Annotated in this window: 22 protein-coding genes; 7 read left to right on the plus strand and 15 right to left on the minus strand. The window is 43.8% G+C overall.

The window, feature by feature from the left end; genetic code table 11:
- Positions 1-22 precede the first annotated feature (22 nt).
- The 7 genes from ACO06Y_RS23545 to ACO06Y_RS23575 form a co-directional block, all read right to left on the minus strand.
- Positions 23-1,174: a cytochrome-c peroxidase gene (locus ACO06Y_RS23545; RefSeq protein WP_422081529.1), complete on the minus strand. Its 1,152-nt coding sequence runs from the start codon at positions 1,172-1,174 to the stop codon at positions 23-25.
- A 261-nt stretch (positions 1,175-1,435) separates the two neighbouring features.
- Positions 1,436-2,026 carry a DinB family protein gene (locus ACO06Y_RS23550; RefSeq protein WP_422081530.1) on the minus strand — a complete coding sequence of 197 codons (591 nt, stop codon included), beginning with the start codon at positions 2,024-2,026 and terminating at the stop codon, positions 1,436-1,438.
- 130 nt (positions 2,027-2,156) lie between these two features.
- Positions 2,157-2,792: a Crp/Fnr family transcriptional regulator gene (locus ACO06Y_RS23555; protein WP_422081531.1), complete on the minus strand. Its 636-nt coding sequence runs from the start codon at positions 2,790-2,792 to the stop codon at positions 2,157-2,159.
- On the minus strand, positions 2,789-3,565 hold the full coding sequence (locus tag ACO06Y_RS23560; protein ID WP_422081532.1) for an aldose 1-epimerase: 777 nt from the start codon (positions 3,563-3,565) through the stop codon (positions 2,789-2,791). Before ACO06Y_RS23560 ends, ACO06Y_RS23555 begins: the two co-directional genes overlap by 4 nt.
- Positions 3,566-3,567: 2 nt before the next feature.
- Positions 3,568-4,866 carry a M20/M25/M40 family metallo-hydrolase gene (locus ACO06Y_RS23565; protein ID WP_422081533.1) on the minus strand — a complete coding sequence of 433 codons (1,299 nt, stop codon included), beginning with the start codon at positions 4,864-4,866 and terminating at the stop codon, positions 3,568-3,570.
- 30 nt (positions 4,867-4,896) lie between these two features.
- Positions 4,897-5,877: a PLP-dependent cysteine synthase family protein gene (locus ACO06Y_RS23570; protein WP_422081534.1), complete on the minus strand. Its 981-nt coding sequence runs from the start codon at positions 5,875-5,877 to the stop codon at positions 4,897-4,899.
- A 160-nt stretch (positions 5,878-6,037) separates the two neighbouring features.
- Complete coding sequence (locus ACO06Y_RS23575; protein ID WP_422081535.1) at positions 6,038-7,279, minus strand: ABC transporter permease; 1,242 nt, start codon at positions 7,277-7,279, stop codon at positions 6,038-6,040.
- Between the two features lie 3 nt (positions 7,280-7,282).
- Between ACO06Y_RS23575 and ACO06Y_RS23580 the strand changes: the two genes are divergently transcribed.
- Positions 7,283-8,536: an exo-beta-N-acetylmuramidase NamZ family protein gene (locus ACO06Y_RS23580; protein WP_422081536.1), complete on the plus strand. Its 1,254-nt coding sequence runs from the start codon at positions 7,283-7,285 to the stop codon at positions 8,534-8,536.
- Between the two features lie 15 nt (positions 8,537-8,551).
- On the opposite strand, the gene ACO06Y_RS23585 is transcribed toward ACO06Y_RS23580, so the two are convergent.
- Both ACO06Y_RS23585 and ACO06Y_RS23590 read right to left on the minus strand, forming a co-directional pair.
- Positions 8,552-11,821 (minus strand): S41 family peptidase, encoded by a 3,270-nt coding sequence (locus tag ACO06Y_RS23585; protein ID WP_422081537.1) that lies wholly within the window; start codon positions 11,819-11,821, stop codon positions 8,552-8,554.
- Between the two features lie 114 nt (positions 11,822-11,935).
- On the minus strand, positions 11,936-12,436 hold the full coding sequence (locus ACO06Y_RS23590) for a YkgJ family cysteine cluster protein (RefSeq protein WP_422084214.1): 501 nt from the start codon (positions 12,434-12,436) through the stop codon (positions 11,936-11,938).
- Between the two features lie 77 nt (positions 12,437-12,513).
- Between ACO06Y_RS23590 and ACO06Y_RS23595 the strand changes: the two genes are divergently transcribed.
- On the plus strand, positions 12,514-13,218 hold the full coding sequence (locus tag ACO06Y_RS23595; RefSeq protein ID WP_422081538.1) for a class I SAM-dependent methyltransferase: 705 nt from the start codon (positions 12,514-12,516) through the stop codon (positions 13,216-13,218).
- 60 nt (positions 13,219-13,278) lie between these two features.
- The gene (locus ACO06Y_RS23600) at positions 13,279-14,151 is read left to right on the plus strand and encodes a hypothetical protein (RefSeq protein ID WP_422081539.1); all 873 of its coding nucleotides are present in this window, start codon (positions 13,279-13,281) and stop codon (positions 14,149-14,151) included.
- 59 nt (positions 14,152-14,210) lie between these two features.
- Here ACO06Y_RS23600 and ACO06Y_RS23605 read toward each other — a convergent pair whose 3' ends face one another.
- Positions 14,211-14,843 (minus strand): 7-carboxy-7-deazaguanine synthase QueE, encoded by a 633-nt coding sequence (locus tag ACO06Y_RS23605; protein WP_422081540.1) that lies wholly within the window; start codon positions 14,841-14,843, stop codon positions 14,211-14,213.
- Positions 14,844-15,116: 273 nt separating this feature from the next.
- Between ACO06Y_RS23605 and ACO06Y_RS23610 the strand changes: the two genes are divergently transcribed.
- A complete protein-coding gene (locus ACO06Y_RS23610) occupies positions 15,117-16,622 on the plus strand; it encodes a helicase HerA-like domain-containing protein (RefSeq protein WP_422081541.1) in 1,506 nt (501 codons plus the stop codon).
- Positions 16,622-17,176: a hypothetical protein gene (locus ACO06Y_RS23615; RefSeq protein WP_422081542.1), complete on the plus strand. Its 555-nt coding sequence runs from the start codon at positions 16,622-16,624 to the stop codon at positions 17,174-17,176. Before ACO06Y_RS23610 ends, ACO06Y_RS23615 begins: the two co-directional genes overlap by 1 nt.
- A gap of 102 nt (positions 17,177-17,278) precedes the next feature.
- Here ACO06Y_RS23615 and ACO06Y_RS23620 read toward each other — a convergent pair whose 3' ends face one another.
- On the minus strand, positions 17,279-17,704 hold the full coding sequence (locus ACO06Y_RS23620; protein WP_422081543.1) for a winged helix-turn-helix transcriptional regulator: 426 nt from the start codon (positions 17,702-17,704) through the stop codon (positions 17,279-17,281).
- 106 nt (positions 17,705-17,810) lie between these two features.
- Here ACO06Y_RS23620 and ACO06Y_RS23625 point away from each other — a divergent pair, with 106 nt between their 5' ends.
- Together ACO06Y_RS23625 and ACO06Y_RS23630 are read left to right on the plus strand one after the other, a co-directional pair.
- On the plus strand, positions 17,811-18,650 hold the full coding sequence (locus ACO06Y_RS23625) for an alpha/beta hydrolase (RefSeq protein ID WP_422081544.1): 840 nt from the start codon (positions 17,811-17,813) through the stop codon (positions 18,648-18,650).
- A 69-nt stretch (positions 18,651-18,719) separates the two neighbouring features.
- A complete protein-coding gene (locus tag ACO06Y_RS23630; protein WP_422081545.1) occupies positions 18,720-19,145 on the plus strand; it encodes a VOC family protein in 426 nt (141 codons plus the stop codon).
- A 113-nt stretch (positions 19,146-19,258) separates the two neighbouring features.
- On the opposite strand, the gene ACO06Y_RS23635 is transcribed toward ACO06Y_RS23630, so the two are convergent.
- The 4 genes from ACO06Y_RS23635 to ACO06Y_RS23650 all read right to left on the minus strand — a co-directional run bounded on the left by ACO06Y_RS23635 (position 19,259) and on the right by ACO06Y_RS23650 (position 22,716).
- Positions 19,259-19,450, minus strand: a complete 192-nt coding sequence (locus tag ACO06Y_RS23635; RefSeq protein WP_422081546.1) for a hypothetical protein — start codon at positions 19,448-19,450, stop codon at positions 19,259-19,261.
- Between the two features lies 1 nt (position 19,451).
- A complete protein-coding gene (locus tag ACO06Y_RS23640) occupies positions 19,452-20,696 on the minus strand; it encodes an ADP-ribosylglycohydrolase family protein (protein ID WP_422081547.1) in 1,245 nt (414 codons plus the stop codon).
- 7 nt (positions 20,697-20,703) lie between these two features.
- Positions 20,704-21,561 carry an alpha/beta hydrolase gene (locus ACO06Y_RS23645; RefSeq protein WP_422081548.1) on the minus strand — a complete coding sequence of 286 codons (858 nt, stop codon included), beginning with the start codon at positions 21,559-21,561 and terminating at the stop codon, positions 20,704-20,706.
- Between the two features lie 138 nt (positions 21,562-21,699).
- The gene (locus ACO06Y_RS23650; protein WP_422081549.1) at positions 21,700-22,716 is read right to left on the minus strand and encodes a metallophosphoesterase family protein; all 1,017 of its coding nucleotides are present in this window, start codon (positions 22,714-22,716) and stop codon (positions 21,700-21,702) included.
- Between the last annotated feature and the right edge of the window lie 87 nt (positions 22,717-22,803).

Raw genomic sequence — 22,803 nt, forward strand, 5'->3', positions numbered from 1 at the left:
CCAGGTTACCGACTGACCAGATCTAATCGATATTGCCGCCCACGGGAAGGCCACTGGGTACGGACTGGGGAATCACTTTATCAAAACTATCATCGTTCAAGGTGTTCAAGAAGGAAATGATCAACGACATTTCCTTGACACTCAATTTCAGTTCACGAACAAAGGGGTCAAACTTTTCTTTGGGCACATGGGGATTTCGCTCCTTCCCATTGGCAATATCCTCATAAAATTCGAGTACGCGCTGCAAACTCTTTAAACTACCATTATGCATGTACGGTGCCGTAAAGCGAAGATTGCGCAAGGTGGGGGTCCTAAAGGCAAAACTGTCCCCGATTCCCGCATCAGGAACTTGCAGTTTCCTGTTTTCGGGCACCCCAAGGACATGCGGCTTGTAATCGGAGAACATAGGGCCGTTATGGCAATTGGCACAACCTACCTTTTTAAACAGTTCAAAGCCTTCTTGCTCCGAGATAAGAATGGCTTCCTTATCCCCCCGCATATATCGATCAAAACGGGAATTGTTGGTGACCAGACTACGTTCAAAGGCGGCAATGGCCTTTCCCAAGTTTTCTTTGGAAATGGCTTCGTTTTCCCCAAAGGCAAGCGTAAACATCCTTTGGTACTCCGGTATTTCCTTTAAGCGTTCCACGACCACCTCCAATATTCCTTCCACGGAATGCCCACGACCTCTCATTTCCTCCAGGGCCTTTATCGGTTCCAACGCCTGCTTTTCCAAACTTTGTATCCGATCGTCCCAAAACATAGAGGCTTTTTTCGGCGTATAATTATTGTATACATCCATACCATTAAAGGCAGTATTAATAATGGTCTGTGCATTGCGTTTTACAAAAGGGATGTCATTGGGAACATTAAACCTGCGCTTACTACCCAATCCATGGGCATTGGCACCCATGGAAATATCCAAAAACTCGGCGTAACCTGTATTCGGGTGATGGCAAGTGGCACAGGCCACATCCTTATTGCCCGAAAGGATGGGATCGTAAAAAAGAAGCTTCCCCAATTCTACTTTTTCCGGTGTGAGGGGATTATCCTTAGGTGATCTGATCGTTTCCGGTAAAGCCGCAAACCGAACCACGGCCGCGGGCCTTTCTGAAGACCTTTTCCTTTTTATATTGGAATCCTTGCACCCTGAAAGGAGTATTGCCCAAACCATAAAAAATGAACTGAAAGCAGCTTTTCCCACCTTGACCTATGAAGCATTGCCAACGAAAATAGTTAAAAATACCGGAACCAAATCTAAGGGCCATCAGGTTCAAAAAGTATTATCAGGGTCAAGACTTTAGTCAAGGACCTGTATCCCATAAAAAAGTCGTACAGGAGTTCTTTTCTTTGCCTAATGCCTTGTGGATAAATACCAAAAACAGTATATGTTAAGCTATGGTTTCATTTCCGTACCGTGCCCAGTCTTCTGAAATCAATCATTCAACTTCCCTAAAAACACGTTTACTTTGGGGTTTATCGGGTTACCCGCAATTCTACGAAGTGTAACTATCTGCCCGGCATGCCAAACGGCGTCCTCAATAGGTCCGTTGATCTGGTTCCAAATTGGAAATTCAGAAGTGCCCTTGGGCCGTACGAAAATGACTTTGTGCTCGACCAAGTCTTTCGTAGTTTTGAACAGGACACTAGCCTCGGCCAGGTTTTCCAAAGTCTTTTTTCGTTTTTCATCAGTATTCATTGACGGTTGTTTCTCGGAGAAATCCCGCGGTCGTTTTTGGGCCGATCGTAAAACGGTCAATGAAAGATTGTACACATGATCCATAGTTTGGGCGATAGTACGGGCGTCATTGCCCGGTTGGTATTCCAATTCGTTCGGCGTAAGTCCTTCCGTGGCCCAATAGTAGCGAAAACCAAGCCCATCTATCATCCTGGAGACCACCGTACCGGCAGTGAACGTCTCAGGGGCATCCGGTATTGTGGCATAAGGAAGGGAATCGTTCATAGTATTCTGGGCGTTTAGAGTGATAGAGATGAAGGCGAGAAGCAAGGTCAAGGTCTTTTTCATGGGAGAGTCTAGGGTTTTCTAAAAATTATACTTTGAGATTGTTTTGGCATATGTAAATTATTTTTTCCTGCCCTTCCGTCACCCCTTTTGTAAAGTATGGTGTCAGGCCCTGCCATGGCAGGTCGTATTATTAAAGCTCCAATACCTCTATTTGGTTTCGGTGCATCTGTATTTTTCCTTCCTTTTCCAGTTTTTTCAACAATCGGGAAATAACCACTCTAGAAGTATTCAAGTCATACGCAATTTCCTGATGGGTGGTTGAGATAACCTCGTTATGGTTTACTTTGGCTTTGTCCTGTAAATGTTTTAGGAGTCGCTCATCCATTCGCATAAAGGCCAAGGTATCCACAGTTTCCAGAAGCTCCTTTACCCGAATATGATAACTGTCCAGGATAAACTCGCGCCAACTTTGATATTTCGCCATCCAGATTTCCAGTTGTTCTACGGGAATCATGAAAAGTTCGGTATCCGTTTCCGCTACAGCTCGAATCTCACTTGTATTTTTACCCATGCAACAGGAAAAAGTCAAGGTACAGGTATCTCCCCTTTCAATATAATAGAGCACCAATTCGTCCCCTTTCTCATCTTCCCGAAGTATTTTGATCGCACCGTTGAGCAGCAACGGCATATGGGTAATGGACTGGCCAATGTCCATTAAGAGTTCCCCTTCCCGTACTTTCTTATAAAAGGCTACTTCGCTAATCTCTTCGAGCAATTCCGGCTCAAAGAGATACCCGTAGTTTTGATGTAAGGCTTCGTTGATCATATCGGAACTATAGCTATTTTAAATTCCTTTTTTTTACCGTTTAGGTGATAAAATCCTTGATGTAAATCTTTCTGATCCACAGCATAGGGGTAAAATGTAATGGGTTCTATGCAAACCATATTCGGAACCTCCGTCCATAACATAAAATGTTCGAAGCCCTGGGTCTTGATGCGTAATCCCCTCACATCTTTTAGAATGATTTCGTTACGGTCGGGAACTTGTAATGCCCTGCTCCCAACAGCCAGGATTTCAGGTAACGTAATGACCTTGGTGCCTGTATTTATTGTTGGGGTCTTTGAATACAATTTAAAGGCAGGATGATAGCCCAACATAAACGGCATAGCCGCATCTCCGGAAATTGCAAAAGTGATTTCCAATCCCTTGTCAGTAAGTGCAAAGTGCTTCTCAAATTGAAAATTATAGGGCCAGGACAGCTTTGCCTCGCTGGATTTTTTCGGGTATTTTGAATTCTTGACCATGGCACCCGCCACATATTCTTTTTTGAACAGCGCCTTGGCATCGGATTGGGAACCTAGGCTATATTCCATTTCCCGAAGCAATCCGTGTTGGTCTTGTACCGCTTCGCCCTTAGGGGTGGTAACTTTAAAACCCGCTTCCGCCGTAGGTCCGATTATAGGAAACATCTCGGTATCGGAGCTTCTCCAACCGGGACTTCCCTTTTGATGGATGAATTCATGACCATCCACCTCATAACCTATGAGTTCCCCGGCATCGATTTTGGCCCGTTGGTTTTCGAATTGTAGCTGGATCATGGTTACTGGTTTATTAGCCTATAGATTAAAATTGCCGTGCGTTTGGTCAAGGCCTCGATCGTATTTAGGTTTACCGTTTCCTCAGGGGTGTGTGCCCCGGAGCCCATAGTGCCCAAACCGTCCAAACAATCCAGATATTCCGCAACAAAGGAGGTATCCGCGGCTCCGCGTTTTCCGGGATCATAGGCCAACACTTCACCTTGGCCCAAATCCAAGCTCACCTGGTTCAATTGCTGCAAGAGTTTTTGGTTTCCCTTGGTAGGTTCCATGGCCGGATAACTATCGGTAAAGCTAATTTCGGCTGTAGTCTTGGGCAAGTGGTTGGCAACAATTTCACGCATTTTACTCCGTGCCCTTTCCTTTTGTTCCTCGGACATAAACCGGAGCCCTCCCTTGACCATGGCGGTCTGTGCTACCACGTTACTTTTGCCAAAGGCATCGCCCTTACCCGTTTTTATATCATAATCAATAAAGGTGCCCCCCAGTAAAACCCCTGGATTAAAGGTGAGGTATTGTTCCCCTCTAACCTGATCATAAAACGCATTCAGGATACGGGACATCTCAAAAATGGCCCCGGCCCCGGTTCTTTCACTAAAGACACCTGAGGAATGGGCCCGTTGGCCCGTAGTTTTTAATTCCCAACCCGAGGCTCCTCTACGGGCTACGGTTGCATAATTAAATCCTGTGGAAGTTTCAAACCCTAAGGCGATATCACTACGTTTTGCGGCCTCTATCAAGTCCTTTCGACTGATTTCCAAGGGCTTTCCGGTACTTTCCTCATCACCAGTAAATGCCACAATTATTTGGGCATCGTTCAATAACCCGTTTTCCTTTAAGGCCTTTAAGGCATAAAGAACAATAACATTGCCCCCCTTCATATCATTGCCACCCGGTGCATGGGCAATGCTATCATTGACCATTGTAAACGTCTGAAAGGGGCTATCCTCTTCGAATACTGTATCCAAGTGGCCTATCAAAAGTAGTTTTTTGCCCTGGTTTCCCGAGGTTTCCGCGAACAAATGTCCCGCACGGTTCATCTCGTTCGGCATGGAAATCCAAGTGGTCTTAAAACCCAAGGCATCAAATTCATTCTGAAAAACTTCGCCTACCTTTTTAACACCTTCTAAATTGAGGGTGCCACTATTGATGTTGACCACTTTTTCCAAAAAATCGATAGCAGCGGTGTTGTTCCTTTCAACCGAGGCGATGATTTTCTTTTCGGTTCTTTTGAGCTTTTGGGAATGTAGGGCAAGACTCAAAAATCCCAAAAGCAACAGCAAGGGATAACCTCTAATTTTCATACACGAATTTTGTTTTTCAAGATACCAAAACTAATCCAAAAAACCCTGCCCGCGCATCCAATCATCATTGAACATTTTGGCCACATAACGACTTCCGTGATCATGGAAAAGAACTACCACCACATCACCTTTCTTAAAGTGCTCCTTAAGCTGTAGAACGCCCTTAATGGCCGCTCCAGCGGAATTCCCCAAGAACATGGCCTCTTCCTTGGCCAAGCGCTGTGTATAGACCGCGGCATCCTTATCGGTTACCTTGGTAAAACCATCAATGATGTCGAAGTCGACATTTTTAGGTAAGATGTCCTCTCCTATGCCCTCGGTAACATAGGGATAGATTTCGTTTTTATCGAAAATACCCGTTTCATGATACTTTTTGAAAACGGAACCGTAGGTATCCACGCCCCAAACCTTGATATTGGGATTTTTGGATTTTAGATATTTCCCCACCCCGGAAATGGTTCCTCCGGTACCAACACCCACCACAAAATGAGTGACAGTTCCCTGGGTCTGTTCCCAAATTTCCGGGCCGGTACTTTCAAAATGCGCCTTGGTATTGGAGGGGTTATCATATTGGTTTACATACCAGGCATTCGGGATTTCCTCCGCTAATCGCCTGGCCGTGGAATAGTAGCTTCTGGAATCATCCGGTTCTACGTCAGTGGGGCAAACATGTACCTCACTGCCCATGGCCTTTAGTATATCCACTTTTTCCTTGGATTGCTTGTCCGTAGTGACGCATATGAGGCGATACCCCTTGACGGTCGCCGCCAAGGCCAACCCCATTCCCGTATTTCCCGAGGTACCTTCAACTATGGTACCCCCAGGCTTTAAGAGTCCGGAAGATTCGGCGTCCTCGATCATCTTGAGGGCCATCCGATCCTTTACCGAATTCCCGGGGTTAAACGTTTCGTATTTGGCCAATACCAGACAAGGTAGTTCGGCGGTAAGTCTATTGATCTTTACCAAAGGGGTATTCCCTATGGTATCGAGTATGTTTTTGGCGTATTCCATAGCGGGGCTAAAGATAAGCAGAACCTATTCAAGCTCAAACACAAATGTCAAATTCAAATTCAAATTCAAGCTCAAATACAAATGTCAAAATCAAATTCAAATTCAAGTTCAAATTCAAGTTCGTCCTAAGCAGTATCGGGTCAAATCCCAAAACTCATAACTATTCAAACTGTATCGCCTTTACCGGAGTAATTTTCGTAATGGCGTAGGAAGGCAATAAAAGCATCAGGAGGCACAATACCAGTACCCCGAAATTTAAAAGTAGTATTGTTGGCAGATCTATGTGAACGGGAATGTATTCTATATAGTATTCCTCTGGATTGGGAAACTTGAAGACCATAAACTTGTGCTGTATCCACAACAGACTTAAACCTATGGTATTTCCCCAGAGTAGACCTACCGCGATCAAATAGGCGGCATTGTACAGAAAGACCTTTCGTATACTCCAATTGGGAGACCCCAAGGCCTTCAAAATACCTATCATTTGGGTACGTTCCAGAATTAAGACCAAAAGGGCCGTGATCATATTGATACCACCTACGATAATCATAATACCTATGATCAGGGCAATATTGAAATCGAAAAGACCGATCCATTCAAAAATCTTAAAATATTTACTGGTGATGGTCTGTGTATCCAGGTTCGAAAGGGTCTTGCCATATATTTCGCTGGCCTTTGCATCAATATCATCAAAGCTATCCAGAAAAATTTCAAAATTTCCCACTTGGTTCTCCGTCCATTTGTTCATGCGCTGAATATGGCGGATATCCACAAAGACATACTTGCTATCTATTTCCTCAAAACCACTGTCGTAAATCCCGGTTATCTTAAACCTACGTTGATTTGGAGTTTTGGAGGCATCCCCGTCCTTTAAAAAAAAGGCAAAAAAAGAATCCCCTATTTCAAATCGCAATCGGCTGGCCATTCGGCGCGAAAGCAATACCTCATCATTCAGTTTGCCCGTAAAGTCGGGTAACCGACCCTCTACCAAGTATTCCTTAAAAACGTCCCAATTGTAATCATCACCAACGCCCTTTGCTATAATTCCCTCAAAGGTTTCCTCTGTGCGAATGATTCCTCCCTTGCTGGCCACGGCCTGCACATGCGAAATTCCTTCGACCGATTTAAACTCCGGATAAAAGTCCTGCTCCAGGGAAACAGGGACCACGGAAACCTCGGAGTTGTTGTTGTCGTAATTGTATATTTGGACGTGACCGTTGAAAGCCGAGACCTTCTCACGAATTTTTTCCTTAAGCCCCTGCCCTGTAGCAATGGCAATCAACATCATAAGGATACCCAGAGCGATTGCGGCTATCGCTATTTTTATTATCGGTGCGGAAATACTAACTTTATGTTCCTTACCGGTAATGAGCCTTTTGGCAATGAAATATTCAAAATTCAAAAGATGGTGATTTTCTCCAATCTCAAAAATACATTTTTATTGTGGTTTTTGATTATCTCGTCCTGCGGAAACGTGGACAAGTCCCAGAAGTCCACATCGGATGAAACAGCTCTGAAAAATGCATCCGATCAAATACCTCCCGTTGTGGTAGGAGCGAATAGGACCGAAAAATATCTCCCATTGCTGCAAGAAAAAAAAGTGGCCGTGGTTGCCAATCAGACCAGTGTATTGTTCAAAGGGACAAAGGACGAAAATACAAAACCCTATGTCCATTTAGTGGATTCCTTACTTGCACTCGGGATCGAAATCCAAAAGGTATTTGCTCCGGAACATGGTTTTCGAGGTCAGGCGGATGCCGGGGAGAAGGTAAAGGATGGTGTGGATACCAAAACCGGGCTGCCCCTAATTTCTCTATACGGAAAAAATCGAAAGCCTTCCGCGGAACATCTGGAAAACTTGGATATTGTCCTTTTTGATATTCAGGATGTAGGGGTACGATTTTATACCTATATCGCTACATTACAGTTGGTCATGGAAGCTTGTGCGGAGAATGGCATTCCCTTGATTGTCCTGGATAGACCCAATCCCAATGGGCACTATGTGGACGGCCCCACTATGGAAGCGGAACATACCGGTTTTTTGGGCATGACCGAAATCCCCTTGGTCTATGGTATGAGCATCGGTGAGTATTCAAAAATGATCAATGGGGAGGGATGGCTTGCCAATGGCACAAGCGCAGACCTTACCGTTATTCCCTTGGAAAACTATACCCATCAGACGGCATATAGTCTTCCTATCCGTCCCTCGCCCAACCTACCCAACGATACGGCCATTAACCTTTATCCCAGTCTCGGACTTTTTGAGGGCACCAACATCAATGCCGGAAGAGGAACCGAATTTCAATTTCAACGGTACGGCGCCTCCTTTTTGGACAAGTCACAATACAGCTTTAAATATTGGCCAAGACCTAATTTCGGTTCCAAAAACCCCAAGGAAAATGGGGAAGTCTGTTACGGAAAGGACTTATCCCAACAGCCTAGAATGAACGAGGTTTCCTTACAATGGCTCCTAGACGCCTATATGAATGCCGAAGACAAAGATAGAGTGTTCAATACCAATGGTTTCACCAAACATGCCGGGACGGAAACATTGCAGCAACAAATCGTTGCCGGGCGCACCGAGGAGGAAATAAAGGCAGGCTGGCAACCTAATCTGAAAAAGTTCAAGGAAATCAGAAAAAAATACCTGATTTATTAAAACTTGGTTTTTTTCTTAATTCCGTATTTCGAATTCCGGTCTTGATGGGGCCTTAAAACTTTTACCGTTATTCAAGAGCCTCAGCACTTCCTCTATACCAGCTTCCAATTGGACGTCCGTTCCATTGGCCAATTTCTGGAAATCCTCAATGACCTCTATATCTGGATCTACCCCGTGACCTTCCTTGAACCAACCTCCCTTGGGGTTGTACATTCTAAAGGTGGGTACGGTAATTCCTCCATTGTCAATTAAACCGGGCGCACCGGAAATACCGATTAATCCTCCCCAGGTACGTGTACCAATCAATGGTCCAAGGCCTCTCTTTTTGAAATAATCCGGAAAAGCGTCCCCTCCTGATCCACTAAATCCGTTAATGAGCATTACTTTGGGCCCGAAGTTCCCGGAAGGGGGCCATGCCCAATCCTTACCGTCCCTCACCGCCCAAAACGCCAGTGGCTTCCGATCTAACAATTCGATGAACCTATCCGGAATCTGCCCTCCGCTATTGAACCGTTCATCTATGATCATGCCTTCCTTGCTCATTTGTCCATAGAATTGTCTTACCAATTCATTTTGCCCGTCCAATCCCGTACTTCTTACATAGATATAACCTATTCTCCCGGCAGTTGCCTGGTCTACTCCTTGCCGGTTGTTCTCTATCCAAGACAAATGACGTAGTCTTGTCTCGGATCGCATGGTCTCTACCAACACCTTTTTGGCATTGGTAAACGATGGTGTTTTGTTTACCGTCAATTGCACCGTAGCACCGGCCAAACCTTGAAACGCCGCTGACAGGGGTTTGGCAGTGTCCAACGGAACACCGTTTACGGCCAGGATATAATCCCCTTCATCAACGTCCACACCGGGTTTTGCCAATGCAGATCGTACTTCCGCATCCCAAGGGGCCCCGGAAATAATCTTCTTGATACGATATTGACCATTTTCCAAATGGATATCCGCACCTAAATAGCCCACATTTATTCTGTCCGCATTTTCAATATCACCACCCCCCGTATAGGTATGGGATGCATTTAGCTCTGCAATCAAATCGCCGATAATTATATTAACGTCATTTCGGGAGTTAGCCTGATCTATCAATGCGCCATAGCGTGTTTTCATGGCTTCCCAATCCACACCGTGCATATTGGGGTCATAGAAATAGTCGCGTTCAAACCTCCAGACATCATTAAAAATCTGTTTCCATTCTTCTTTAGGAACTATGGTCATGGTCATTTCCTGGGTCGGAACGGTCTCATCCAACTTTTGATCCGCCTCTATATTGAGGACGGCCAATTTTTCATCCTGTAGAACCAATACTTTTTTTCCATCGGCGGAGACCTCATAATTGGATACGTTTGATACAATGGTCTTGACCTCTTTTTCCTCAAAATCAAAATAATCCAATGAGGGGGATGCCCCTTCCGGTGAACCGGAATTGGGAAAGCGCACGAACAATAGTTTATTGTCAACAGTTGTCAGATCATCCAAATTCCCCGGTGCCACATCCAATAATTCCACGCGATTTTCGAACCCTGCGATCTTAATTACTGTTTTGGCCACTTCTTCGGGGTCTTCATCTTTTTCATTCTTTTTTTTCTTTTTGGACTTGCCTTTATCCCCATTCTTATCTTTTTCTTCTTTGGTCGCCTCAAAGGCATCATTTTCTACTTCCAACAGTGATGGCGTAGGCCCGTCCAAGGTACCCACCGCAATATTGGTAGTATTGGGGTAGATGAATGTATTGTCCAAATCTGAATACACCGGTTGGAAAGTCCTATTAGTACTGAAAAATAGGTATTTACCATCTTTACTGAATTCCGGTGAGCCGTCCGAATAAAATCCCGAGGTAAGTCGGGATACGTTCCTGGTATCCATATTGTACAAGAAGATTGCGGAAGTTGAAGGGTTATCCGTACCTCTGCTATAGGCTACCCACTTACTATCCGGGGACCAGGAAGCCCGGAAATTGCGTAGACCTCCCTCGAACATAAATTTTCCCTTATCCATCCTTACCACTTGGCCCGTAGCAATATCTATGTAGTTAATGGACATGGACTGGTCTACATAAACGATTTTTTTACTGTCCGGAGACCAGTATATGGTATAATTGAACCCATTTTCGAAATTGGTAACGGTCTTAGGCTTTTGATTACCCGTCATATCGTGCAAGGTCAACTGATACTCTCCTGTGGCATCGCTCCAATAGGCCAAATACTTTCCATCCGGAGACCAACAGGGTTTTCTCTCGGCCGTTCCAGGGCTGGATGTTAAATTGGCCACAAAACCTTTCGTAGCCGGAAGATCGAACAATTCCCCCCTGGCCTGGACCACAACCCTATTCCCATCCGGGGAAAGTGTAGCGGACTGCATAAAGGAGGCTACATTTTTTTGTCCTGCAATAAGCCCCTTCTGATCGGAAATTAACCGAACATTGACCTCCGATGTATTGCCCGAGGAAAGATTATACAGATAGAGCTTGCCACCTGCCTCAAAAACGATATCCAAAGGACCCACTTCTGGAAAAGTAATGTCGAAATCGGTAAAGTTAGTCAGCTGTTTGTTAGTCTTCCCGGCAATATCATATTGCCATAGATTGTTCCTTTTGTTGGGACCATTATCGGACATATAATAAATGATTTCCCCATTCCACATGGGCAGTTCATCATTTGCATTGTTTTTGGTAATATTTTCGGTTTGAAAGGAATTCAAATCAAAAACATGAATATCGGGAGCGGTTCCACCACGATATCGTTTCCAATTTCTATTTACTCGGGATCTATCCGTATAAGCAATCTTTTGTCCATTTGGAGAAAACGAGGCATACTCGCCATAAGGTACCGGTAATTTTTTGGGTGATCCGCCATTTACCCGAACGGTATACAACTGACTGTAACGTTGACGCCCACTTTCCCTTGAGGAGGAGAACAGCACGGCTTTTCCATCGGGCGTCCAACCCAAAACGCGATCAAACATACCGTGATAAGTAAGGCGTTTTGGTATCCCACCCTTTGTTTCAATAACATACACATCGCTGTTTCCATTATAATTGGCGGTATACGCAATCATGTTCCCATCCGGGGAAAACTTTGGGTAACGCTCAATCCCCTTTGGGGAGCTTAATCTGCTGGCAGTACCGCCGGACTTTGGAACTATCCATACATCATCACCATAAACAAAAGTTATCTGTGAATCCGAGACGTCGGGATATTGCATTAAACTCCCACTAATCTGGGCATTAACGGTTCCATATAGAAACAAGAATGATAAAAGTGTTGTTGTCTTCATCAAGTGTTTTTGGTTTTAGTGTTTATAAAAAATGATTTTCGTTAGTGTTATAGGATACCCAAGTTAGATCCGTAGTCTTATTTTATAAGAAAATATGTTCAAAATGCACCGTCATCATAATCCATTATCCATTAACTTCTTCATCTTCTCTACAATAGTAAAGGCTGCCGGGCAAATGGCCACATTCTTTAGGGTTAAATGGCTAATCTGATGAAACTTTTTTCGATTCGTATGTGGAAATTCCCTACAGGCCTTGGGACGCACTTCATAAATAAGGCAGTGATTGTCCGCTCCCAAAAAAGTACAGGGTAGCCGTTGCAGCACATAATCGTTCTCCTCATCTATACGTAAATATTCATCAATGAACTTTTGAGGCCTTAATTTTAAATGTTTTGAAATCCGTACGACATCTGTATCAGTGAAAAGTGGACCTGTGGTCTTGCAGCAATTGGCACATTGTAGACAATCGGTACGCTCAAATTCCAGTTCATGGAGTTCCTGCATCACATAATCCAAGTTTTTGGGCGGTTTCTTTTTTAACCGGGCAAAAAACTTCGTGTTTTCGGTGTCTTTTTCCTTTGCCTTTTGCGGAAGCTGTCTCAATATTTCCTGCATACTAAGTAAATCATCCATCAAAACTAGTCAAGAAATCTATAAATAACCCATTTTTGTGATAAACTAAACCCTTTTAAATGGAAGATATCTTTGGCCAAGCCCTATTGGATTTTCAAATTGGACGCTATACCGAGGATATTGTTACATATTCCTCCTTAAATGCTAAGGATATCTTACCTCTACCTCATCTTTTTAGGGACTATGGCACCATGCCCGCTCTTGAGCGAAGAGCATTGGATCTTTGTTATGGCAAAGTATTGGATATAGGATGTGGGGCAGGTAGCCATAGTCTTTATCTGCAACATCATGGATTTGCGGTCACCGCACTGGATCGTTCCCCAGGAGCTATTGAAACCTGCAGATACCGGGGAATTAAACAAACGATATGCAGCAATATTTTGGACCATACCCAAAAATATGACACCCTTTTATTGCTCATGAACGGAATAGGTATTGTCGGTAAAATTCAAAATCTGAACGTTTTTTTTACGCATTTGAAATCCCTATTGAATCCGGACGGACAGATTTTATTGGATTCCAGTGATATCATTTATATGTATGAAACCGATGAAGACGGCGGAATATGGCTTCCGAACAGCAGTTCTTATTACGGCGAAGTCCGGTTTACTTTGGAATACAAAGGCAAAAAGGGATCTCCATTTTATTGGCTGTACCTGGATTATGCAACATTAAAAAGAGCGGCCAAAACTCATGGTATGGCCTGCGAACTCGTAAGTAATGGGGAACACTACGACTATTTAGCCAAATTAAATGTACTTTGATCGCGTTTAAATACAGTTGGGTACATTTTTTGCGTTATCTTGATACATAAAAAAACAGTTATGAAAATTAGTTCCATTTTGGTCTTTTCCGCTTTATACATTCTACTTTTGGGATGTTCCAACAGTTCGGATGATGATGGGCCGGTTAATCCTCCCACTGTAGATCGATCGGCCAATCTTTTAGCGACAGGTGCCTCGGCCAATGATATTCTTTCCAATGATACATTTACTAAACTCAAAATTGAAATAGCCTATGTCACAGGATTTAGGCCTACACCTAGGGCCATTGAGAATTTCGTAAACTATCTTAGGTTAAGAACCTTTAAACAGGATATAGAGCTTACCTACACCGAACTTCCTTCTCCCGATGAAGAGACATTAAGTTTGGAGGAAGTCGCCCAGTTGGAAAGTGATAATAGAACGGCCTACAACGAGGGTGACACCCTAGCCGTTTACATTTATTTTGCGGACGCCCCGGCAGATGATGACGATGAGGAAGAGGGCTTGGTAACCTTGGGTGCAGTTTATCGCAATACCTCCATGATCATTCACCAAGCCACCGTTTGGAGCTTGGCCGCCCAAAGTGTTTTCATTTCCATTACGGATGTGGAAACGGCAACACTGGAACATGAATTTGGTCACCTGTTCGGTCTGGTAGATCTGGGCACCGAACCGATCAATGACCACGAAGACCCCGACGCCCCAAACCATTGTGATGTACAAGGCTGTTTAATGCGGGCGGAACTGCAATTTGGAAGTCCGAGCTTTAAAAACGCCTTGGCCAATAAATCCGGTGAAATCAAATCTGCTTGTTCCCTTAGTGGGGCAAGTGTTCTAAAACTATTGGATACAAGGGCGGCCAACGGATCCATGATTGTTCCCAACCTTGATCCCGAATGTATCTTGGATCTCCAATCCAATGGCGGACGTTAGTTACCGGTGTTTTCCATTGGGAAACCCCGAAATCCGACCTTTCCTAACCCGAGTTTGGATTACGGAATGTTCAAGTATTTATGCGTTTGTAACGAAACGATCCATTTAGGATTTTTCATCACATAATCCACAATCAACGGAATTGTTTTCTCGCGAACGCTCCATTCCGGTTGTAGGTACAACTTACAGTCCTTATTTACCTTTGCCGCCTCCTGCTCTGCAAAGATAAAATCATGTTTGTTGTAAACAATGACCTTTAGTTCGTCAGCTACACTATAAATTTCCGGTTGCGGCAACTTGTTTTTTTTGGGCGAAAGACAAATCCAGTCCCATGTACCTGTTAGCGTATAGGCTCCGGAAGTCTCTATATGTATTTTTAAATTTTCGCCCTTAAGCGCACGGGTAAGTGGTGCCATATCCCAAGTTAAGGGTTCCCCACCCGTCACAACGATGGTATCCGAGTGCTTCGCGGCATTTTCCACTATGCCTTCAATTGCTGTGGGGGGGTGTAGATCCGCATTCCAGCTTTCCTTCACATCACACCAATGACAACCCACGTCACAGCCTCCTACCCGAATGAAGTAGGCCGCTGTACCTTTGTGATACCCTTCCCCTTGAATGGTATAAAACTCCTCCATCAAGGGGAGCATCAATCCTTTATCCACAAGGGTCATTGCCTCGTCTTTGACCATTGGGCAAAGATACGTCCCTTACATCCCAAAACACAAATTCCATACTCTAAAGTTTCGCTATTCCATAAACATCGGTCATCTTGAAAAAAATCGCGCCAATGAAGCAATGTAGAAAACAAATCGATTTAACAAAACAAAGCCCGTATTTGTATTTTTTCAGCTATTTCCCTGTAACGGATTTACCGATTAGTTCCTAAGACGAATGGCAATAAACCCTACGGAACCAATACTTAAACTCATAAAAATCCCTATTTTTAGGGCAAAATTGACCGGATGAGTAACAAAAACCAATTCTTTACCCATATCGAAAAGGGCTATACCAACAAAGGTGATTTTATCACTATGGGTGCTGCCATGTTGGAGGGAGAGGCCGTAACCGGAGCCCATGTTAAGGTGCCGCTAAAGACCTTGAACCGACATGGACTCATTGCCGGAGCGACGGGTACCGGAAAGACCAAGACTTTACAGGTATTGGCGGAAAATTTATCCGACCAAGGTGTACCGGTACTTTTGATGGATCTAAAAGGCGACCTCAGTGGCCTTGCCCAACCCAGTCCCGGGCACCCAAAAATAGATGAACGCCATGAGAAAATAGGCCTTCCTTTTGAAGCGAAGCGTTTTCCCGTGGAAATTCTATCCCTTTCCGAGCAGGATGGTGTAAAACTTCGGGCCACGGTATCGGAATTTGGCCCCGTACTTCTGTCCAGAATTCTGGACTTGAGCGAGACCCAAGAAGGTATTGTTTCCGTGGTATTTAAATATTGTGATGACAACAAACTACCCCTGCTAGATTTAAAGGACTTTAAAAAAGTCCTGCAATATGCTACGGGAGCGGGTAAAAAGGAATTTCAGAAGGAATATGGACGTATTTCCACAAGTTCTACGGGCACCATATTGCGAAAGATTATAGAATTGGAACAACAAGGTGCCGATCTTTTTTTTGGTGAAAAGTCGTTTGAAGTGGACGATCTCACCCGGATCAATGAAGAAGGCAGGGGTTATATCAACATCATTCGGCTTACGGATATCCAGGATCGGCCTAAACTGTTCTCTACCTTTATGTTGAGCCTTTTGGCCGAAATCTATGCCACTTTTCCGGAACAAGGAGATAGTGACAAACCGGAACTAATATTATTTATTGATGAGGCCCATTTGATTTTCAAGGAGGCGTCCAAGGCCCTTTTGGAGCAAATAGAAAGTATTGTAAAATTAATCCGTTCCAAAGGTATCGGTCTCTATTTTGTGACCCAAAATCCAACCGATGTACCCAATGAGGTGCTGGCACAATTGGGATTAAAGGTGCAACACGCACTCCGTGCTTTTACGGCAAGGGACAGAAAGGCCATAAAGTTGACGGCGGAAAATTATCCGGAATCGGAATATTATGATACCAAAGAAATTTTGACCTCACTTGGAATCGGGGAGGCCCTAATCTCGGCCCTGGATGAAAAGGGTCGCCCTACCCCATTGGCCGCTACCCTGCTACGTGCCCCTATGAGCCGTATGGACGTGCTTACCGAGAGCGAGTTGGAAGATGTGATCGATAGTTCCAAACTGGTTGGGAAATATGGTGAAACCATCGATCGCGAAAGTGCCTACGAAATATTGAACCAAAAAATAGAAAAGGCTGAGGCCTTGGCCGAAAAGGAAAGAAATCAGCCTACCCGTAGACGCACCTCCACACGTAGGAGCACACGTCAAAATCCGGTGGTTAAAGTACTTACCAGTGCCACTTTTATCCGTGGTGTGCTGGGTGTATTGAAAAAAGTTATCCGATAATGCGTATTGCAAACATATATTTTGTCATCGCTTTGCTACTTTTCACCTGTGGTTGTGAAAAAGAAAGGGATACTACTTTTTTGATAACCCAAAATCAGGTCGGTAAATTGGAAAAGGGCAGTTTGGCCAGGGATGTAGAATTGATTTTTGCCACAGACTCGGTGGCAAAGGATACAACCACCCTAAATTTTGCAAATAAGGCCAAACGGATCAAAATATTCGAAAAAGGTGGCAAGCATTTGTTGACGCTTTCACCTAGTTCGGACAGCATCCCCGTAATCGAAAATGTCCGTATCGAAGACTCTAGATATCTTACCGAAAAAGGAGTGGGTATCGAAAGTACTTTTAAGGATATCAAGGAAAAGCACAAGATTAAAAAGATTATCACTTCCATGAACAATGTTTTGGTGCTACTAAAGGATAGTGATGCCTACTTTACGATAAGCAAGGAAGAGCTTCCTTCCAGTCTACGTTACGCATCCAGCGTAAATATAGAGGCGGTTCAGATCCCCGATGCTGCCAAAATCAAGTACATGATGATAGGATGGGAATGAGTGTTAAAGTTCAAATACAAATTCAAGTTCAAGCTCAAACCCAAACTCCAAAAATTAAGTAAGGCCAATATTTCTAGCCCATTCATCCAAGGTTCAAAACGCTTAATTTGTAAATTTTCCGGCCCTCTTTCGATTTTCCAAAATGGTGTCGCTGTATTGGGTTACCCATTCGGTAAGATCCAATAATTTCCTTAGATAGGAGTGTCCAAAATCGGTCAATTCGTATTCAACTCGAATAGGGACCTCCGGATAAAGGGTACGGGACAGGTAACCATCCGTTTCCAAAAACTTTAATTTTTCGCTTAATACCTTATTGGAAATCCCATATACCTTTTTTTTAAGCTCATTAAAGCGAAGTATGGGGTAGTACCCCAAATAGAGAACAATAAGAATACTCCATTTATCCGAGGCCAAGGCCATAACATCCCGAATGGGGCAATACTTAGCTGTACGCTGATCGATGTGCCCGAACATTTTTTTTATTTTCTTTGCCACCATAACCTTCTCATTCTCAGTAATAGTTTCCATATCCATACTTGGTTATTGATTTACAACCGCTTTTTTATCGTAAAACAAATATATATTTTAGTTTCTTTAAAAGAGTAAGTTACAAAAAGTTACCTATATCATTTTTATGAAAAAGACATTCAATAGACTTCTTCCAAAGTTATATGGAACTTATTTTAATATGCTCTCCCTATTTTCCAAAAAAAGGGCCGCCCAAAAGGCATTTGACCTTTTTTGTACGGTTCGTAAGGGCAGGGTCTTGCCACAACAATCGGATTATTTGGAAAAAGCAAAATACTCGGTAGAGGATATATTGGATCATCGACTACAAACGTATCACTGGCCCGGAAACAAGGATACCGTTCTCTTGATCCATGGTTGGGAAAGCAACAGCTTCCGTTGGCGCAATCTAATTGCCAAATTGAGGGATGCCGATTACAATGTTTTTGCCTTTGATGCCCCGGCACATGGGCATTCTTCAGGAAAAATATTTTATGTGCCGCTGTACGCCGATTGTCTCCAACATATGATAAAGACGTTTAATCCTATTCATCTCATTGGCCATTCCATAGGGGGTATGACCATTTTATACAACCAAAGCAAACATTCCCATTCGGAGGTAGAAAAAATTGTGACCATTGGCTCCCCTTCCGAATTTCATGAAATCCTGGAAAATTATCAAAAGCTCTTAGGCTTTAATACTAGAGTTTTAAAAGCTTTTGAAAACTATGTTTTTGAGCGTTTCGGTTTTCACGTACAGGACTTTTCCTCTTCCAAATTTGTAGAAAACAATACCAAAAAAGGGCTCCTGCTCCATGACGAATTGGATGCCCTTGCCCCTTTTCACGCCTCGGAAAAGGTTCACGCCCGTTGGAAAGGAAGCCAATTTATCCGGACCCGCGGTTTAGGGCATTCCATGCACCAAGATCATCTTAACACGCAAATCGTGGATTTTTTGAAGTCCTAGGAAAGAGCTACATTTATCATTACTAACGGCGCTCCTTTTCTATCCAAAAAAGGGGCCAAATTTTAGTTTATGCCCAATGTATCGCCCTTTCATATTGCTATTCCTGTTTATAATCTGGACGAATGTCGAGCATTTTATCGGGATATTTTGAATTGCGAGGAAGGCCGGAGTAGTGACCATTGGGTAGATTTCAACCTCTTTGGGCATCAATTGGTAATCCACTACAAACCAAAATCGGAGACCGAAGACTTGCACCATAACCCGGTAGATGGGCACGACGTACCCGTACCACATTATGGGGTTGTTTTACCTTGGGATACGTTCAGGCCTTTTGCAGAAGAATTAAAAAGCAAAGGTGTGGAATTCATCATTGAACCCTATCTCCGTTTTGAAGGCCAAGTAGGAGAACAAGCGACGATGTTCTTTTTAGATCCTGCCGGAAATGCGTTGGAATTCAAGGCCTTTAAGGATGTGGGGCAGTTATTTGCCAAGTAAGTTCGTATTCCTTCGTCGTTAATCAGCTCGTCATCGTAACGAAAAGTCATCAGTAATACTTGGAACAGGTACCAAAGTGGTAGCCATCCTTCCAACCTGGTTCGCTAATTCCTCTATGAACTTCCCTTTTTTCTCCACTTTTCCCGTATCCAGATGAAGAGTCCGTAAATGATTCCAAATATCAATCCTTCACCTAACTCCCTAAGAATAATAGGTTGTGTGTACTCTTTTTCCAATATCAGGGAAATGACCGTGTAGAGCAGTATGGCCGCTACAACTTGGGCAATGATTCGCTTTCTCTCCATTTTAGGCCTTGATGTGATAGACAGTCGTACCGCTTTCTTCCGTTTTCTTCCCACCATTTTCCAGAATGGCCGTTTCGGAAATGGCCAAGATTCGGTCTATGATATCCGAAATATAGGTAAGATTGGGCAGGCCATCCCGTGAATAGTTGATGTATTGGTTATTGAAAGGAGCGTCCCATTTTTCATTGTAACCCATTTCGTGCGTCAATTCCCTGGGAATACAATCGGCACCGTTCAATACCCCGATCAAACCGGCACAGGTGGCCCCTTGGTTGTCGCAATCATATCCCGCAGAAACCGCAATGCCAGTGGTCTTTACGAAATCCCCTTCCCCATAAAGTATAGCCATGGCCCCACAAAGCCCATTGATCATTGCGGAGACCTCTTGGTAAAATGGATTGTCCACCACTTCCGGATATGCCAAATAATTATTTTTTATAAGCTCACGGGTGGTCTTCCAGTCCGGGTTTTTTCCATGCCATTTTTTGACATCCTGTAAACCTTTATAAAATGGGCTATCCTTTGGAATATAGGACATCCCGATATCGTATAATTTAGCAATGTCCTTCTCATAAAAAGCCGCGCTGTAAAGAGCCGCATAGAACATGGTGGGATGGGTACCCCAATCATCGCTGGTAATCCTTGCTCCCCATTCGGCTCGTTCCACGGCCTTATCGGGCATTGCCGGATAAAAAGCGCTCCAAATCTCGTTCACCAACTGGGGATCTATGGCATACCAATAGGGATTGTTCTCCTTTTTTCCGGTATCCGGAGCCACCAGCCCTTCTTCCATGAGATCCCGTGCCTTACGGTTACTGACCCAAATAAAACGGTTAATGTGTTGTTTCCAGGCATTGGTGATTTCTTGGTAGTTGATATCCAACCCATGTTCCTCCACCGCATGTAGGGTAACGAATTCGATATCCGAATCATCATCGCTCCAAGCCCCGCCCAAGGCATCCGCAAAAATATTGACGTTACCCCGACGATCGGTGTGATTCATCTTGATTCCAGCGGAATCCGTTACGTTGTAATATTTATCAATGAAAATGGGTGCCGGATCGGCACTATAAACGAATTCAAACGGAAACCCCATATAGTTTCCCACCAATTGGCCCAACCAATACCCCTCTATTTTACTTCGAAGTTCCGTTTTCGAAATGGTGTGGTATTCCTGGGTATGACCAGTGTTTGGGATAAGGAATATAATACAAAAAAACCAGATTAACGCTATTTTTTCCCTCATACAAAAATCAGTATTGGTGAAAGGCCTGGGATACAAAATGAAGCACTTCCGGAAGGGACTCGCGCCAATAGGTCCAGCTATGCCCTCCGTCCCGTACACGATATTCATGCGGAATCTCCTTCTTCGTCATCGCTATATGGACCAAGCTATTGCCTTCGTACAAAAAATCATCGTCGCCACAATCAATATACCATCGCACGGACTTAACATCCTCAACGGGAACACTTTCCAATAAATTCAGGGCATTGTGTTTTTGAAAGTATTCCTCAATTTCCTTGTTCGAATATTTTTTATCGCCCCGGGCAATGCGTCGCTTCAAATCTTCAATGGTCAACGGCCCTACATAGGCACTCAGCGGACAGGCCGATGAGAACAGTTCCGGATGGTGCAGGGCGTACATAAACGAGCCACCGCCTCCCATGGAAAGTCCGGCCACGGCGCGGTAGCGTTTTTCTCCCTTTATGCGATACTTCTTTTCCACATGGGGCATGAATTCCTCAAAAAAGAAATCCTCGTATTTCCAATCCCCTACATTAAAATAACCCATCTGACCGGTATCGGCGTCGGGCATTACGATAATCATAGGTGTCGCCTTGCCTTCCCTTATGGCCTTGTCAGTTATATGCAGTACCTCTCCGAATTGTACCCATCCCGTATGATTATCCGTAGCGCCATGTAATAGGTAAAGTACGGGATAACTGCGCTCGGAACTTTCATAATCCGGAGGTAGATACACCGCATAGTTGCGTTCCCCGTCCAGGATTTTGCTGCTCATGGTGAGGTTATCATAAACCTTACCTGACTGTGCAGTGACGGATGTGCAAATTATTAAACTAAATAACGAAAAGAGGAGTAATTTTTTCATTTTATATGGTCTTGGTTGAAGACCTACAATATAGTGAATATTCATGTTTACGCAGCCCTGTTTTACATGCGAATCTCTCAGTTGACTTTTTGAAACATCACCAATCAGGCCGTCAAGAATCCGTGCTACGACTATCCACTATTCCTGTTCAAATTGCAACCGGTAATCCGAGATTTCCGGAGCGAATTCATTGCCATATATACTTTTGGGTATTCCCATGGCATAGGGCGAGGGCGGAACCCATTCACTTTTGACACCCTCCAAGGACAGGATCCCTTTGGGGTCTAGTGTCGCAAAAGCATAGAGCGGATCTTTATAGGTTGCCATATTGGGCAACCATTTATATTGCTCGTACAGGGCCTTTGGATAACGTTGGGTATTTCTGTATTTGTCCTCCATCCAATGGTAGGACATACTATTGATTTCCAGATAGTCTATACCATTTTGATGATGATGAAAATCGATGTGGTTATGGCCATTCATACAGCATATGATTTTTTCTTTATGTGCTTCCATGATCTTTTGTATGGCCAGTCGATTTTTAACACCCCACTGATAGTGCCAAAGACTTTGGTGGGAGAATATGATTGTGGGAGCTATAATAGCTTCCAAGTCTGCCTGTAACCACTCCATTTGCTCCTTATCGATAAAGGTTCTGTATGAATTGTCCACATAAAAATTCGATTTTTCATAGTCCACAAAAATTCCGTCCTTATAGAGGAAATTGGCGTCCAATACAATAAAATGAAAACCATGGAAGTCATAGGAATAATACGTTTTGGGCATATCCCAGAATTCCAGCATCTCTTTTTTGGAATTCCTGTCCATATCATGGTTCCCCAATACATGATATTTGGGATCTTTGAAGGTTCGCCAAATATTCATGAAATCCTGGTTCTCATCCTGGGCCATACAAAAATCGCCTAGCTGTATGATGAAATCGACATCTCTTCTTTGTGCTTCGGATATAAATTTTTCCAGACGTTCGTCCGCATCCGGCATAAGATCCTTGTGTACATCGGCGACAATTCCAAAAACCAGGGGTTTGATCTTCTGGCTCTCCAGGTCAGAAGTGCCAAAGGATAACATCATCGAGGGCAAAGCCGTCACTGCCGATCCAAAGCCCAATTGATTCATAAATTTCCTACGATCCATAGGAATTCTATTTATTTACGTTCCTTTCAATGGTTCTAATCGATTTATAGTTTTGCCCGGCAGCTTTGTAAGTCAACCAGCCAGAAT

Source organism: Ulvibacterium sp. (genome assembly GCF_965228935.1).
In the GTDB taxonomy this organism is placed as follows: Bacteria; Bacteroidota; Bacteroidia; order Flavobacteriales; family Flavobacteriaceae; genus Ulvibacterium.